We start from the raw sequence: 16338 nt of genomic DNA on the forward strand, positions 1-16338 counted from the left end.
ACCTTCTAGATATCGTTTTACTGCTTGTATTTTATCTTTTGAAGAAAATTTAGCCATAAAAAATGCACCTCCAATTGTTAATTATGTGTCTAACAATTGGGGTGCACTTCAATCTAAATGGACTTTTTCACTCATATAATCCTATCTATAGTTAAACGAATAAGATTAAATAAATTTAATTTTTCTTATTTTATCTAATAAACTGTTTAGGCATTTCTTTAACGTGCTTATCGTCATCACGCCAATCATAGGTTTCTTTCTGTGAAACATCTAAAGTTTGATCTCCAATTCTAACAATATTCTTATTTACCCATTCAATATATGGATCTGTATCTGGATAGTTCCAATATATATTTTTCTCTGAATCTGTATCAAGGTTAACTAATTCACCCCTAACAGCATCCGCACTTAATGATCCTGCATTATGAAAATAAGTCTTGATGAGATATTTTCCATCTGGAGATTTCACTGTTCGAATTAATTCCCCTTTTGGAACACCTTGCAAACTAAAAAGTTTCCAATATCCAAATCCAATTATAATTACTAACATAGTAAGTATAGTTAGTAATACTTTTCTTTTCGTTTTTTTAATTTCACCTTTTGTATTTATAATACTCATTCAACTCCATTCCACAGAACGCATACCATATTATACCATTAAATAAATGGTATAATGTATCAAAAATAAAAATCCTCCCGTAATAGTATTATAAAAAGGGCATGTGATGGTCTCCCTATTTATAAAGTGAAACTTTAATCACCCTCACCAATCTGGCTGCCCGTTAATGCGGGATAATCATGAAAATTCCCCTTTAAGAAAAAAATAAAAAATCAGACAGTATACTTGAATTGCTCTTCGCAAGAGAATATACTAATAAAGCAGGCTATGACGTTCCTTCCTTCTAACTTCTTTGGCGAAATAGGGATGTTACTTTCCTGCTAAACACATAGGCTATGACAATTCTTCCTTCTTTGTAGAAATTTCAAATTGTTTTAGAGTTGTCAATTCCCTATGAAAAATAATTAGACTATAAAACCTCTTTCTTCTTTGGGATTGAATAAACTTTAGTTTATCAACCATTGATGTAGAGGTTTTCTTTTCTTAATTAACAAATTACCACTTAACAACTAAATGTGATACCCCTAATTTTTCACTAAAAAATAGCTATGTACCCTCTGTGCATTTTTCTACAATTAGTGTGTTTATACATATAAAAATAAAAATCTACCACTGAAAGGAGGACAGTCAGACTATTCCCCTCTTTTATAAGGCGTGAATAGCTGGCGTTCTCATGAAAAATTCTATTTACATAAGAAGAAGTTTGAAAGTAATTATAAAAAGAGAAGAAAATAAACTACCGAACATTTATTTAGCCACTGTTTTAAAAAACTTGGAAAGTTTAGGATTTACTTTTTCCGAGCCTTTAATAGAAGAGTTGCAAACCCTTTCGGTTGATGCATTCACATCGTTTTACAAAGAGTTGGTAAAACATTTAAAAGAAATGGTTGGAGCACATATTCAGTTTACTCCTATGTATCCAAACTTTCCGCAACAAATGATGGATTTAAGTGACGCTGATTTATACATCAATGCCATTATTCATTATGTGACGTTGCGCCTACCTGTATCAAAAGTAGAAGAACGACTCCCTCTTTTAGATAGAGTTGATTTGAAAGTTATTGACTTAGGAAGTGAAGAAGATTTCAATCAAATGATTTCTCAATTGATTAGTGCAAACAGCTCTATTTCCTCAACTGATAAGACGGATGTAGAATGGGCTATTACACACACTGAAGATGTTTCCTGTTTTCTACCTAATGTAATTCCTCATAAGGAAAATATGTCTTTTATAATTGGGGTTTTATTAATAAACAGAAAAATATCAGCCGATGCTGCTGCAAAGTATTTTAAAACAGCAACTGATGTTCTTCGCCTTGCAGTTGCTTTATCTGAAGGCGATGTGAGTTTATCATCCTCCGTCCGATTCAAGAAGTTTAACCGAGCAGAAAGACGCTTCCTTTTAGGATTGTTAGAGCAATGCGGAAACATTACCGAAGATATGCTTCGATACAAAAAACGTTGGATTCGTTTAGGTGAAATTCTTCATCCAGCAGAATATCATACTCGTTTCCCAAAAACCCACCGAGCATTTGAGATTCTTCGCAACAACATTAAAGTTGAAACATTTAATGGAAAAATAGAAGCAGCTTTGTTGAATCGTGATATCATGACAGCAAAAAATCTTTTAAAAACTCGCCCGGGGGAATTTGCCAGACGCTTGGATCATTTAATCCGTTTATGTAGTGATAAGTCAACAGATGTTTTCAATATTCTCGAAGATTTTCTAAGTATAATAGGAAACGTTTCTACTCCTGTATTACTTCAACTCACAGCTCATTTTAAGCATCGAAATGATAAAAATGAATTTCGTACCTTTTTTCCAAAGGGAAATGTAGCAAAAGCTATAGGTATCGAAAATACACTTCCATTTATCTCAGAGGATATTTGTTTAATGATTGTAAAAATGTGTGAAGATACTTTAAAAAATCGCTTCGCAGAACTTCCAAGTCTCGGAAAAGTATTTTTGGATGAACAGTTAAAAAATCACTTAGTTCCCTTCTCTCAACGTTCAGCCAGCAAAGCGCTTCGCACATTATCTCGAGGAAGTAAAGTAGATTTGCCAGAAGGAGATACGATTCGTTTTTTCCTATGGTGGAAAGAAGGCTATGTGAATGGACAACATACAGGACGCGTTGACATTGATTTATCTGCTGCAATGTACGACGAAGATTGGCAATACAAAGAACATGTATCCTTCACGAACTTACGTTCAAAAAATTTCAAAGCCTACCATAGCGGAGATATTACTTCTGCACCAAAGGGGGCATCTGAATTCATTGATTTCGATATTCCGTCTGTGCTGAAATATGGTGCACGCTATGTAGTAATGACTTTGCTTTCTTACACAGACCAACCGTATAAAGATTTACCAGAATGCTTTACTGGTTGGATGGTTCGTCAATATCCTGGTTCAGGTGAAATATTTGAACCTTCTACTGTTCAAGATAAATTGGATATTACTGCCGACACCCAAATCTCTATTCCAGTTATTTTAGACTTAAAGGAACGAAAATTGATTTGGACAGATTTGTCTCTTACGAGAGATCTAACTTATGATAATACCATCGAGGCTAATCAAAAAGGTATGATACTAGTTGGGAAGGCTTTAACTAATTTAGTTAAACCGAATTTATATGACTTGTTCCGATTACATATTGAAGCTAGAGGTGAACTCGTTCAAGACATCGAAGAAGCAGAAAGCATTTTTTCTTTGGATAAAGGGATTACTCCTTTCGATATTGAAAAAATAATATCTGATTTTATAGCTGACTCAAAAGGCTAACTACATTACAAACATTGATAATGCGTGGAAAATATCGATGTATAATGTCTATGTGAAACAGGACCTGATAGATGCATATCAGGTCCTGTTTTTTATTTAGTAGATACTAAATAGTCCGGTTAATCACTATTCATCTAAATACACGATACTAATAAAGTGAAATTTATTCGAAAGAAGTTTATTAGTTAATATGTATCTAATTAAGAAACAGTCATATACCAGCCCAAACATCTTTTCCATATCGCCCTTCATCTTGCACACGATCCAACCAATTTCTTGCTTCTTGTTCACTGACTTCATGAATTTCTTGATACGCTTGACAAAGGGTATCTTCTACATCCGGAGCCATTTTACTTCCATCACCACATATATAAAGATGAGCTCCATTATCTAATAACGAAATTAAATTGATTCTATCTTGTTTTATTAAATGCTGTACATATGTTTTTGGATGTCCCTCTAGACGAGAAAAAGCTGTGTGTAAAGAGATTAATCCATCTCTTTCATCATTTTCTAGTTCTGTACGATAAAGATAATCTTTTTCAGGATGACGACAACCAAAATATAGATGTGCTTCTCCTAAGTTAATACCTTTTTGCTTTTGAACACGACGCGCTTGCAAGAATCCACGGAATGGTGCAATTCCAGTACCTGGCCCAACCATAATAATTGGTGTTTCTGGATCTTTAGGTAATTCAAAGTTTGATTGTGGCGTTCGAATGAAACAGATAATCTCATCTTTATTATGACGCTGAGCTAAGTAATTAGAAGCGACTCCTTCATATGTCCCTTCCCCACTCCATGCAGGCGCATTAACAACACCGACCGTAATGCTCAGACGATTCTGTGCAACGAGTGGAGAGCTTGAAATAGAATAGTAACGCGGTTTGAGCGCAGGAAGAAGTTCTAAAAAGCGTTCAAATCGGATTTCACAAGCCTCATACTTTTCAAGAAGGTCCAACATTGAAATCCGTTTCTTTAGTATTTGTTCATGGTAAACTCCTTCTTCTAATAATGCTTCCAATTCTTTTTTATGAGGAGGACATGCTGTGAATGTTACCATTTCTCGTATTTGTGCTCGAGTGGCTGCTTCTTGAACTTCAACACTATAACTAAGAAGGTCCAATAAACTAACAGGACTGTCTAAAGGTATGTGATTTATACTTCGTCCACTTGCACTCAGTATAACTTGATCCTTCCCATTTAATCCAAAACGTTTTAAAATTCGGTTGATATTTTTCTCGCTATTAACTGGCAACACTCCAAGGTGGTCTCCTTCTTTATATGTAGCGCCTTCTGGCAAGGATACCTCGATATGTCGTGTACTTCTATCACTACTGGATGATTGGAGTTCACGATTTTCTAGTATAGATGCATAAACTGCTTCATATGTTCGTGCAAGAGGAGATCCTCCAAGACGACTGACAAATTGCAGACTCAAAGTACTGCGCTCTTTTTCCATATTTTTGTTGAGCTCCAATCCAAATGCCTTCATTGCATCAGACCACATACTTTGTTTCCATTGCTCAAGCTGTTCCTCGAAATCACCACTTGCATCTGCTTCTCCGCGTTTAGAAAATCTTGTTGCTCCTTTTTGAGCCATCTGCTCATCAATGTATCTTGGAATCCGTTGATAGGTACTAGCCCAATTATGATCTCCACAACCAAAAACTGCGTATTGAACACCTTTTAGCTCATCCGGTTTTAGTTCCTCCAACCATTGCACAAACTGCCCTGCATTACTTGGCGGTTTTCCATTATAAGAAGAAGTCACAATAAGTACCGCTCCTTCTTTTGGCAAACTTCCAATTCGATCGTTAAGAGCTACCACTTCCGTTCGAACTCCTTCTAAACTAGCTGTATCTGCTAATTCTCTTGCAATACCTTCTGCTACCCCTGTATCCGAGCCATACAGAACAAGAAGTGAAAGATTATCGGCCCCAATAATAGAAGGTGTCTTCTGAACGTGCTGCTTAATTTCATCGTTTTTCAGCTTGTCCTCTGTAGGTGCAAGAGCAGTAGGATGGCTAATAGTTTGTTTTCGGGGTAGAATCCTAATCTTAAAATCACCGGGCTTTAGCGTTAATGTTTGTTTTACGTCCAGCTGATAGTTTTGATAATCAATTAATTCAAAATGTTGAAGAAGCATTCCCATTACAAGAGTGGCTTCATGAAGTGCAAATTGCATACCGATACATGCTCTCTGGCCATTTCCAAATGGCTTATAAGCATGATGAGGAACCTTATCCAGCTCTTCAAATCGTTCAGGTTGGAATTCTTCCACATTGTCTCCCCATGCATCTTTATCCCTATGTAGCTGTGGAATAAGAACAGAAATACGATCTTCTCCTTTCTTAATTGGGTATTTCCCGCCAATCACTGTATCTTCTTTTGCATAGAGACTGAATGCTGGAGCGGTAGGCCATAGACGCAGTGATTCATTTAAAATCATCCGTATATACTTCAGTTTCATAACTTGTTGGTATGTTGGAGTAGGATCTGTCAAAACACGGTCTACTTCTTCATAGGCTTTTTTCAATTTATCCGGATTCTTTAATAAAAAGTAAATTGCAAAAGATAACAATCCACTTGTTGTCTCATGCCCAGCTATTAAAAAAGTGATAATTTGGAAACGAATGTTTTCATCATCTAGTTTTTCACCAGTTTCCGGATCTTGTACATTTAACATACGGGAAAGTAAATCATTTTCTTCCTGATCTCCACTACTTTTACGTTCAGCAATAATATTATCTACTAAAGAAAACATAGACTGGATATCATGCTGAAATTGACGTTTCGTTCTCCACATAAGTTTGTCTTCTATATCCAGCCGCTGTAATTGGTGCATCGCCTCATCTAGAGCACGGGTCATGCTAGTAATAAAAGGATGAGGGGTCTCACGATAAAAGCTATTAAATCGGTAATTAAAACCACATAGACCAATTGTATCTAACGTAAGACGAGTCATATCCTCCGGAACATCCACGTTTTCATTCGGATTAAGCCGTGCCCATTTTTGAACGAGTTGTACAGCAATATCAACCATCATAGCATGGTAATCTTTCATTGCCCGTTGGCTAAATGTAGGCATCAAAATATTATGAGCTTTTTTCCAGTTAGGCTCGTGAGTCTCGCTTGTAAATAATCCGTCTCCAGCAAAGGCGCGAACTTTTGCTAAAGCACCCTCTATACTTTTATCGAACCGTGTTTCGTCACAGACTTCTGCTACCAGTTCATGTCCGGAAACGACAATTATGGTATCACTTAAAGTTTGAATTTGAAAAATGGGACCATACTCTTCCGCTATCTTGATAAAGGATAGGGTCGGTTTATCTTTATCGATTAATGGGAGATTACCCAGCGGTCCATATGTTTTCGGCTGAGGAATGGCAGATACTTTTTTTTCCATTTAAAACACCCTTTCAAAAAAGCATGAAATAACATATCCCATTTAATAAAGAGGAAATAGCAACTAATCGCCTGGGATAAAGATATGTAATTGATTACCTTATTTTATCTTTTCCCTAACTATTCATGATTATGATATTACGTATAAGCTTGGCAATTAGATTTATAACTTGTAGAAAAATACTAAATTAAAATGAAGCGAATAAATATAGTTGGAGCCTTTTAATGTTGGTGTTAAAAGATAATCTAAACTTGTAATGTTTATGAGAAATTGCAAACGGATCTCATCTCTTGTATTTGTTTATAAAAACAATTATTTTGATTCATTTTCTTCTAAAACACCCCAAAAATAGAGAAGTTGACGAGCTTAAGATTGTAGTATTCGAAAAATCAGTAGTTTAGTTAAACCAATACGATAAGCAAGTATACCGTGTTACTAATGAAAGAGGACCTGATATGAACATCAGGTCCTCTTTTACTATATAATTATTTCCCTGCTTCTTTTAGTTCTTTTCCAGCTTTAAATACCGGCGCCTTAGCAGCAAAAAACTTGTAGGAATCATTATCAAGCGTTTTATTTTTCTCTACCGATTTAGCTTCTCGACAGCTTCCGCACTTGTATCTACACGTTTAACGAAAAAAACTAATAGTAGTGCAACAACATTCATGCCAAGCGCTACATAAAACGAATATTGAATTCCAGATAATAAAGCCTTCTGAGTTACTATTGCCTTCGTAGTTTCTGTAAAGGTTGTTGGATCTATATGAGACATTAAACTTTCAGCTTTTGTTTTTGTTACAGAGTTCATAATCGTAACAAGAATAGCAGTACCAATCGAACCGGACACTTGTTGAGCTGTATTATTAACAGCTGTACCGTGCGGATTTAAGCGAGTTGGCAATTGATTAAGACCATTTGTCATAAGTGGCATCATAACCATCGCCATCCCAAACATCCGCAGTGTGTAGATAAGAATAATATGTGTGTGACTAGAGTCAATTTGCAGACTTGCCAACATATAAGTTGAAACAGCTGTAATGGAAAGCCCCACTATGCCAAGAATCCGAGGACCATATTTATCAAATAGTTTACCTGTAATTGGTGACATAATCCCCATTATAACCGCACCTGGAAGCATCATCAGCCCAGAGCTCAGCGGCGAAATACCACGGACGTTTTGTACATAAGCTGGTGTTAAAATCATACCCGAAAACATGGCCACCGCGTTAACAATTGCAATTACAGACGCAAGTGCAAACATTGGGTACTTGTAAACACGTAAATCCAATAACGGCTCATCCATTTTTAATTGACGAATAATGAAAGCAATTAGGGCAATAGCGCCTATGATTAAGGTTGTTAAGACAACTTTATTTGTCCAACCATCGGAGCTTGCAGAACTGAATCCATATAACAAACCGCCAAAACCGACAGAAGATAATAGTAATGAGAGATAATCAAGTTTTGCATTTTTGTTTTGTTTCATGACATTCTCAGATTTCCAAATCCCTAACAGTAAGCTAATGATTGCTAACGGTAAAATCATTTCAAAAAGCAAACGCCAGTCATAATACTCTACAATATAACCTGATAGTGTCGGCCCAATTGCTGGAGCTGTAATCATAACTAGTCCAAAAATCCCCATTGCTGTTCCCCTTTTTTCTCTTGGAAAGCTTACTAGCATAATATTCATTAACAAAGGTCCCATAACTGAAGAGCCTGCCGCTTGAACCATCCGACCAGTAAGTAATAAACCAAAGTTAGGTGCTACAGCCGCTAAGGCAGTACCAAGAATAAAAATCACCATAGATGTAATAAATAGGCTCCTATTCGAGAAACGCGTTATTAAAAATGCTGAGGCCGGAATTAATATACCACTTACAAGCATATACCCTGTAGAAAGCCACTGGATCGTTGAATAATCTTGAATGTTTAAATCTTTCATTATTGATGGCAAGGCTACATTTAAAAGGGAGTTATTTAGAAATGAAACAAATGCCCCAATAAAAAGGATTACAAGCATTACATATGGTGGTTTTCTTTTATGTAATGTTTCACTCATATATTTAATTGCCCCTTCATTATAAATTTCATTGATTCGTTTAAATCGTTTACATATTTGCACAAGAAAACATTACCCTTACAGTATTTTGCCAAACTCTTCGAATGGATATTCTCTTTTTAGCAATTCCACTTGCTCAACATACCATTTTAAAATCTTTTTGTTGATTAAACCTTTATAAAAATATTTGTTAACGGAATTTAAATTAGGCTGAAATACAAAAAAGAAGCAACTGAAAATCCCCTTCTAAAATAAAGTGAAACTTTACATCAATGAGAATTTTACAGGCAGCGAGAAAAATCAAAAAGACTACGCACCCATTCCTTTAAATACAGGCTTGTAGATCTAGTTATGTAACCATCCATAAAAAGGAATATTACATAGGCTAAGTCTAACATTACATTTTTAAAGTGAGGAGAATAAGCGTATGGACCAATATTGGTATTTGAATTCAAAGGGAAATGGGCAACAATATACTAACCAAATTTCATTATATTCACAGCCCGAAATAACTACATCTGAGGTAATGAATGATTTGAAGCTTCCTGAGAATTGGAGTTACCGAGTCTATCCAGTTAGTTGGGATTCATCAGCCAATTATACGGGGTTCAATCCCCAACCTCCTCCCTTCTCTTGGGGGCAGCAGCCAATTAATTATGCAGAGATACTACCACAAGGTCACCCTGCTAATTGGACTCCATTACCAGGTCATGCAGGTTTTAATTTTCAAAAACCTCCCTTCCCCTGGGCGCAACCATTCAATCATACAGGGATGTTCGCACAAGGTCATCTCGCAGCTTTACTATCGCCGCCAGCTAAGGCTTTTAAATTCAATACCAATAACGGGGGTATTTTCGGAAACTCTCCAGGATGGGGTGGTCCGTGGGCCCCAATGGGATGGGGAAATAACGGAGGTAACGGTCAGCTAGGAATGCTTGGAAACTTACTTACAGCAGGAAAAGGCACCATGAGTGGAATAGGAATGATCAGTAGTCTAATCGGGATGGGGAAGTTCTTCTTTTAGTTAATTAGAACAGGAGAATGTGGCTGTAGCTTTAATCAACCACATTTAAAGACAGTAATCTCCCACCTAACTTCCTAGCATAGCATTCGCGGAAATTTTAGATGGATATGTATTGTTACAAGTTACTGTTTTACTTTGAGTGCTCCTTTACTTTCTTATCAAGTGCCTTACTATAAGCATCTTTGTTTTCCTGTGATAACTCATAAATTGCTTTTTTCCAATGCTCTCCGTCTACACCTGATAAAAATTCAGTACCTTTCATTGTAGCTTCTTGAATCTTCTGTTTATCTTCTTTACCAGCATCCTTAATTAACTTCGTTGCTTTTCTTGCCTCTGTTACCCCTTCTTGTATGAATTTGTGAATGTCTTTGTATGTATCAGGTACTTTTATGTGTTCCATATTGTCTAAAATTTTATCTATCTCGTTTGATGTTTTTAAAACAGCTTTTGCTTTTTCTTTGTCCTTTAAGGATTCTCCTAAGTTTAGTAATAGTTCATCCTTCTTAAATTGGAACTCTACCACTTGCTCACATATGTAGTACGGATACTGTTGTTCAGAAATTACTGTTTTCGTTATTGCTTTACTAGTTTGCTCAGTCTTATGAGTAGAATCTTTATCTCCTACCTCGCATCCGACTAACAGCATAAATGGAACTGCTAACGTTACTAGTTTCTTTGCTCTCATTATGTATTCTCCTTGTAGAAAGTATTGTAAGTAATTAACATATCAAACTATAACATACATTACATTATGGTTCACTTCCATTACGCTTTTAAAATATAAAATACGAATACACCCCATAAGCCACAAATAAGATTAATAGAATAGAAATGCCGAGTACCGTATATATAATCCATTTTAAATTTGAATTCATATCATCCTCCCACCTCTAGATAATTCCAGTATATAACAAAAAAGCATTGGATACCCAATGCTTTTTACACTTACGCAAATAAAGAAGTATTCGCATATAAAGCTGGTGAACCACCTGAATGTACGAATAAAATATTGTCTTCCTTATTAAATTTATCTTTTCTAATTAAGTCGATTAATCCCGCTACTGCCTTACCTGTATACACTGGATCAAGTAAAATACCTTCTGTTTTCGCAAGTAACTGAACTGCCTCTACCATTTCCGGCGTTGGTAACGCATAGCCTGGTCCTACATATTCATCAAAGCATGTAACAGCGTCGCGCGAGATAAAGTTTGGAATACCAACATGTGCTGAAGTTTCATCTACAAGTTTTGCTACTTTCTCTTCTTGCTCAGCTTTTCCTCTACTTACGTTAATCCCGATTACAGGAATATGGCTTTGTGTTCCAGAAAAACCAGTAACTAAACCAGCATGCATACCGCCGCTACCACTTACACAAACAACTGAACTGAAATCAATTCCTTGCTCAAATGATTGCGCCATAATTTCTTGCGCACAAGCAACGTATCCCATAGCACCCGTAGGGTTTGATCCACCAACTGGAATTACATATGGTGTATTACCTTTTTCACTTACTTCTTGTGCTACTTTATGCATTTCTTCCATAAGATCTGCTCCGTTCGGTACAACAATGACATTTTCAGCACCTAATAAGTGATATAAGAAATAGTTTCCGTTAAAGTCTCTCTTCTCTTCTGGCTCAAGCCCTTCCTCTAATACAAGGATACATTTCATTTTTTCTTTTACCGCAGCTGCCAGTGTCAGGCGGCAATGATTTGACTGAATACCACCAGCTGTAATTAACGTATCTGCACCATTTTCCTGTGCATCTGCAACTAAAAATTCTAATTTTCTCGTCTTATTGCCACCAGCTGTTAAACCAAGTAAATCATCTCGTTTAAAATAAATAGTCGGGCCACCAAGTGCTTCAGAAAAGTTGTTTAACTTTTCAATTGGTGTATATGATTCTGTATATTTTTTTCTCGGGAATTTAGCTAAATTCATTGTAACGCTCCTTTTGTACTTCTTTCACAATATATGTAACGTTACTATTATTACACGTAAAAATGGTGAAGTCATCTTTCTCGGTTAAAAATGTATTAGAATTTCATTTTGATAAGTAAAACCGTATTAATGATTTTAACTTAATTACGGTACATGAAATTTATATCAACGATTTTTTAAATATATCTATCGTAACTTGCAATATATCAACGATTTTCTTAATATATCGATCTATCGACAAAAAGCGACAGACAGGCACCTCCTTTCTCATCAACAAAAAAAGAGCCTACACATTCAAATGCAGACTCCCTCCAATCACTTATTTACCGAAAAACGAAGTAACTGTGTTAATCCCGGCTCTAAATTCATTTCACCTTTATGGCGTACGTATACGACTTTATCCCCATCAAATTTCGGAGGGTTTGCTTTACTATACGTATGCCACTCATTCGTTCCTTCTATAGAATACTCCATATATTCAGTTGCACCGACAATTATATTTTCACTATCATCTGCCGTTACATTTGGTGCCATCTGCGCAATTTTTGAATCACTAATTAATAACTTCTTTATATCCTTATCACGTTTGTAATCGTAAGCTGTCACAATTACATCGTTACCATATGCTTTCACTTGTAACCCTTGTTTAAATGAATAGCCATCTGGAGCAGTTTTCTCTCCTCCATTTGGTCCTGCTGACATCCAGCCTGTTTCAATCCCGCCCGTATTTACAACAGTGAAACCTTTTTCATCTCCACCTTTAATTTTCTTTTTACCAGCCCAGTCAGGTAAGTTTAAATCCCAATGCGTATGACTCGTGAAGAAAACAACCTGCGGATAGTCTTTTAATATATCGTACAATTTATCCACGTTTAAATAATCTTGTAAATATGGTGATTGTCTTGATCCAGATACTGTATCAGGTAAAACGTGATGAGAGAAAATAAAGATTGGTTTATTTTTATCTTTTTGACTATACTCTTCTAAATTTTGTTTTAACCAACCTAATTGCTCATCACTCATATATACTTCATCCCACATTTTTGAATCGTGGTATTTCATATATTTTTCAGTTCCTAAAAATAAAAGTGGATAGCCATCTAATTCTTTTTTATGATATACCTTTTCTTGTCCACTAAATTTCAGATAGCGGTTAAATAAAGTTTCCTCAGTTACACCATTTGGCCATGTACTTTGAGAGAGTTTCCCATCTGCTGTCCATTTACCAGCATAAAACTCATGATTCCCAACAGTAGACCATACATTTTCTGGATGCTTATTTTTATTTAACACACGCTTTACATCATCATATTGTGACTGTTGTCCAGTCGGCGTTATATCCCCATTCATAATAAGCGCTCTAGAAAGTGGCGTTACTTTATTCATATCTTTTAATACGTGATCAAAATCTCCTAAATCACCTTGAATGTCACTAATAACATTAAAAGTTGTAGCTGATTTTCGAACTTGCTCTTTCCCTTCCGCATGTGCTGAAAATGTCGGTAATAATGCCACCATAACTGCTAACGAAGCAACTGTCTTTTTCATACAAATTCTCCCCCTAATAATAGAATGTACCAACTGACATGTTCTGCTTCTCTTAGGTGCTTGTCCAATTCACATTATAGGGGGAGATTGTAAAGATTAATGGAATAAAAAATTAAGTGTTTTTTAAGAGATTTTGTCTTTTCTACACACTCCACAATTAGCAATTCGCGCCAATCTAGCTTTCTAGTCTTTAACATTACATAAATGTAAATGAATATGATGAATCTCTTAGTTTAATATGTTGTCTTTTTAATCTCTGTTATATAACCGCCACAAAATATGCTATCTTTTCAAGTTTTCTTTCTTTAATAAACGTTACTCCTCTTTTAATTAGCCTTAAAATTGTAAAGTGGCTTAATAATATGTTTAATATCAATTGTTTCTTTTGTATTCTCAATAATTTCATCCATTGGCTTATATACCATTGGTGCTTCATCTAAAGTACTTTCTGCAACAGATGTAGTCCAAACCTCTGTCATTGTATTTTGAAAATCCTCTAAGTTAAGTACTTCTTTCGCCTTCTTGCGACTCATAATACGCCCTGCTCCATGAGGGCCAGAAAAGTTCCAATCTGGATTTCCTTTACCAAATGCAATGATTGAACCATCTCTCATATTGATTGGAATGATTACTCGTTCATTTTTCTGAGCTGAAATAGCACCTTTTCGTAGAATCATATTTTCCATATCGATGTAGTTATGAATTGTAGTGAATTGATCGGTTACTTTCCAATCCATTTTAGTGACGATTTCATCAATCATTGCCTTACGATTTAACTCTGCATATTTTTGTGCAATTTTCATATCATTCATGTAATCTTTAAATCCTTGTCCTTCTAAATAAGCTAATTCTTTGCGAATCACCGGTTTCTTAATTTCACGTAAAGCTTCATGTATTTCTTGTTGTCTACCTTCTTTCGTTAAACGCTCAATCAGTTCTTCTTTAATAGATTTAACGTTTATAAGTTGCTCGTAAGCAAAGTTTTGATAATACTCTGCTACTTGTTTCCCTAAATTACGCGAACCACTATGAATGACAATGTATACATTTCCTTTATCATCCTCATTCAGTTCGACAAAATGATTGCCAGAGCCAAGTGTACCAATACTTTTTTGAGCACGTTGCAATGTAAACGGGGCTCTTACACTATCAAAATCAATCATTTTTGAAAATCTATGTTCCTTATCTCGAATACGAAAACCACTTGGGACAAATTTACGTATCGTTTCGTCTAAGTAATCGAAGTTGATTTCCTCTTTTTTCTTATTAATCATAACAACTTCCATGCCACAACCAATATCGTACTTACCTCCCAGTTTCCTGAAAGAGTGGACTATACCTTCTCTACAGTCATCGAGATATGCAGTCTCTACTGTAGGCTCACCGTATTAATTATTCCTCTTCAATTCAAAATAGATGAGGAATAATTCTGTACCTTAGTCTGCTAACATGGTACAAGTCTCTGAACCATTCGATTATGTCACCATAACCACTGGCTGCTGATTGCCCTCGTCTTTTATCGTTAGGGTTCCCAGTCAATTGAGTGAGTAGTTTAAAGTCTGAGCCGATTAGTTAACCCCGACTAAATTAGGAACAATCTTATCTTGAATTGTCATTGTTGTCCCAATCGTACAACCTGCACCCGCATGTGTATCTGGCATAATACGAATCTTGCTATCCTTTACGAATTCTTGGTTACAAAGATCAATAATTTGACCTGCTGCAGTTTTTTCTACATTCGTAGTAAACACTTTTGCTTCATTGTATTTCCCTTGTAATTTCAACATCTTCTATTTCCCCTTTCCGTTAGTTTCTACAAAACATTAATTTATATATATTTATAATTATATTTTCCACCACTACAGCTCATTTCCTTTTTTATAAAAAAAGACACAGAGATTCCTCCCCATGCCTACTAATTTCCTACCTTTTCACCGCATGCACATAATGCACTGTCTCAAAAGCTTTCAAATAATCGTTTCGTCCTTCAAAATATAATTTATTTATGTCTTCTGGCGATAAATGTTCATAAATGAGTAAGCCCGCCTTCTCTAACAGTGCTTCCATTTCGGCATAAGAAAAACATGATTTCATCGGTTCTCCGCCTACCGCAGCCATTTTTACCATATTTTCAACTCGATTGGACAGTCCCTTTTCCGTAAACAAGTTTTCATCGGGATAATCGAAAACGATAGAACTTCCTGCCGGAACCACCTCAAATAAACATTCTATTAAACTAGAAAGTTCCTCTTTCGTTAAATAGTACGTTACACCTAATAGACTAAAGAACGTCTTTTTATTTTCAAATCCTTCATTGCGTAACTGTTCATAGGAAAATCCTTTCGTAAAATCCATTGAAACAAAATGAAGGTTATTTGGAACTTCAATTTCTACTTCTTTTATTCTTTCCTTCTTAAACGCCTGCGTAGAAGGATGATCCACTTCAAATATTTCTATTTTATTCTCTAACTCTCGGTTTCTAAAACTGAACGTATCTAAGCCTGCACCGAGTATGACGTATTGTTTCGCTCCTAATGTAATTTCATGTAGTAATACTCTTTCACAATATGCGGCACGTGCTAAAGGTGTTGGTGATAACTGAACTTGTGTAATCCATTTTAATATTTCTTTTGGATTGTCTTGAAACTGCTCTGCAATGTCTGTATTGAAAAAGTGAATCCCTTGAACCATGTTCGTTTCAATATTGTTACGTTCTTTTGGCGATATGAATTCTTTAGCGATATAATCATCAAAGACCTTCGGATTATCAAATTCACTATGATATGCCCTGCTGAAAGCTGATACTAACGACGTTACACTTGCTTCACCTTGTTTCACGTACATACACTCTCCTTCATTTTTACAACAAAAATAGGGTTCCCCTGGCCAGGAGAACCCTATTATACACTTTATTTTTATATTGGTAAATTATAGCATAAATAAGTTTTTT

Annotated in this window: 11 protein-coding genes; 2 read left to right on the forward strand and 9 right to left on the reverse strand. The window is 35.7% G+C overall.

Translation table 11 applies throughout. The features are described from left to right. Positions 1 to 190 precede the first annotated feature (190 nt). The gene (locus ACS2CR_RS25100; RefSeq protein ID WP_000022542.1) at positions 191 to 619 is read right to left on the reverse strand and encodes a DUF5412 domain-containing protein; all 429 of its coding nucleotides are present in this window, start codon (positions 617 to 619) and stop codon (positions 191 to 193) included. A 673-nt stretch (positions 620 to 1292) separates the two neighbouring features. On the opposite strand from ACS2CR_RS25100, the gene ACS2CR_RS25105 reads away from it, so the two are divergent. Continuing rightward, positions 1293 to 3404, forward strand: coding sequence for a TerD family protein (locus tag ACS2CR_RS25105; protein ID WP_153602719.1), 2112 nt, complete (start codon positions 1293 to 1295; stop codon positions 3402 to 3404). A 211-nt stretch (positions 3405 to 3615) separates the two neighbouring features. Here the strand turns inward: ACS2CR_RS25105 and cypD are convergent, their stop codons facing one another. Both cypD and ACS2CR_RS25115 read right to left on the reverse strand, forming a co-directional pair. After that, on the reverse strand, positions 3616 to 6813 hold the full coding sequence (gene cypD, locus ACS2CR_RS25110) for a bifunctional P-450/NADPH--P450 reductase (RefSeq protein ID WP_053512586.1): 3198 nt from the start codon (positions 6811 to 6813) through the stop codon (positions 3616 to 3618). Positions 6814 to 7396: 583 nt separating this feature from the next. After that, positions 7397 to 8875, reverse strand: coding sequence for a DHA2 family efflux MFS transporter permease subunit (locus tag ACS2CR_RS25115; protein WP_000005138.1), 1479 nt, complete (start codon positions 8873 to 8875; stop codon positions 7397 to 7399). Positions 8876 to 9302: 427 nt separating this feature from the next. Here ACS2CR_RS25115 and ACS2CR_RS25120 point away from each other — a divergent pair, with 427 nt between their 5' ends. After that, positions 9303 to 9899, forward strand: a complete 597-nt coding sequence (locus ACS2CR_RS25120) for a hypothetical protein (RefSeq protein WP_000373139.1) — start codon at positions 9303 to 9305, stop codon at positions 9897 to 9899. 130 nt (positions 9900 to 10029) lie between these two features. Here the strand turns inward: ACS2CR_RS25120 and ACS2CR_RS25125 are convergent, their stop codons facing one another. The 6 genes from ACS2CR_RS25125 to ACS2CR_RS25150 all read right to left on the reverse strand — a co-directional run bounded on the left by ACS2CR_RS25125 (position 10030) and on the right by ACS2CR_RS25150 (position 16232). Further along, the gene (locus ACS2CR_RS25125) at positions 10030 to 10584 is read right to left on the reverse strand and encodes a hypothetical protein (protein ID WP_053512587.1); all 555 of its coding nucleotides are present in this window, start codon (positions 10582 to 10584) and stop codon (positions 10030 to 10032) included. Positions 10585 to 10844: 260 nt separating this feature from the next. Then, positions 10845 to 11840: a D-cysteine desulfhydrase gene (locus tag ACS2CR_RS25130; protein WP_001046619.1), complete on the reverse strand. Its 996-nt coding sequence runs from the start codon at positions 11838 to 11840 to the stop codon at positions 10845 to 10847. A gap of 315 nt (positions 11841 to 12155) precedes the next feature. Next, complete coding sequence (locus ACS2CR_RS25135; RefSeq protein WP_053512588.1) at positions 12156 to 13388, reverse strand: DUF4073 domain-containing protein; 1233 nt, start codon at positions 13386 to 13388, stop codon at positions 12156 to 12158. Between the two features lie 326 nt (positions 13389 to 13714). Beyond that, the gene (locus ACS2CR_RS25140) at positions 13715 to 14674 is read right to left on the reverse strand and encodes an RNA-splicing ligase RtcB (protein WP_053512589.1); all 960 of its coding nucleotides are present in this window, start codon (positions 14672 to 14674) and stop codon (positions 13715 to 13717) included. 282 nt (positions 14675 to 14956) lie between these two features. Further along, positions 14957 to 15175, reverse strand: coding sequence for an RtcB family protein (locus tag ACS2CR_RS25145; RefSeq protein ID WP_000916240.1), 219 nt, complete (start codon positions 15173 to 15175; stop codon positions 14957 to 14959). 136 nt (positions 15176 to 15311) lie between these two features. Next, entirely contained in the window at positions 15312 to 16232 is a 921-nt protein-coding gene (locus ACS2CR_RS25150) for a class I SAM-dependent methyltransferase (protein WP_074642600.1), read from the reverse strand. Between the last annotated feature and the right edge of the window lie 106 nt (positions 16233 to 16338).

This window comes from Bacillus cereus group sp. BceL291 (assembly GCF_051776705.1).
GTDB classification, from domain to species: Bacteria; Bacillota; Bacilli; order Bacillales; family Bacillaceae_G; genus Bacillus_A; species Bacillus_A cereus.

What these genes read in the sequence shown, in the direction of transcription:
- ACS2CR_RS25100 (WP_000022542.1), bottom strand. Translation starts at nt 619, where the DNA reads ATGAGTATTATAAATACAAAAGGTGAAATTAAAAAAACGAAAAGAAAA.
- ACS2CR_RS25105 (WP_153602719.1), top strand. Translation starts at nt 1,293, where the DNA reads ATGAAAAATTCTATTTACATAAGAAGAAGTTTGAAAGTAATTATAAAA.
- cypD (WP_053512586.1), bottom strand. Translation starts at nt 6,813, where the DNA reads ATGGAAAAAAAAGTATCTGCCATTCCTCAGCCGAAAACATATGGACCG.
- ACS2CR_RS25115 (WP_000005138.1), bottom strand. Translation starts at nt 8,875, where the DNA reads ATGAGTGAAACATTACATAAAAGAAAACCACCATATGTAATGCTTGTA.
- ACS2CR_RS25120 (WP_000373139.1), top strand. Translation starts at nt 9,303, where the DNA reads ATGGACCAATATTGGTATTTGAATTCAAAGGGAAATGGGCAACAATAT.
- ACS2CR_RS25125 (WP_053512587.1), bottom strand. Translation starts at nt 10,584, where the DNA reads ATGAGAGCAAAGAAACTAGTAACGTTAGCAGTTCCATTTATGCTGTTA.
- ACS2CR_RS25130 (WP_001046619.1), bottom strand. Translation starts at nt 11,840, where the DNA reads ATGAATTTAGCTAAATTCCCGAGAAAAAAATATACAGAATCATATACA.
- ACS2CR_RS25135 (WP_053512588.1), bottom strand. Translation starts at nt 13,388, where the DNA reads ATGAAAAAGACAGTTGCTTCGTTAGCAGTTATGGTGGCATTATTACCG.
- ACS2CR_RS25140 (WP_053512589.1), bottom strand. Translation starts at nt 14,674, where the DNA reads ATGGAAGTTGTTATGATTAATAAGAAAAAAGAGGAAATCAACTTCGAT.
- ACS2CR_RS25145 (WP_000916240.1), bottom strand. Translation starts at nt 15,175, where the DNA reads ATGTTGAAATTACAAGGGAAATACAATGAAGCAAAAGTGTTTACTACG.
- ACS2CR_RS25150 (WP_074642600.1), bottom strand. Translation starts at nt 16,232, where the DNA reads ATGTACGTGAAACAAGGTGAAGCAAGTGTAACGTCGTTAGTATCAGCT.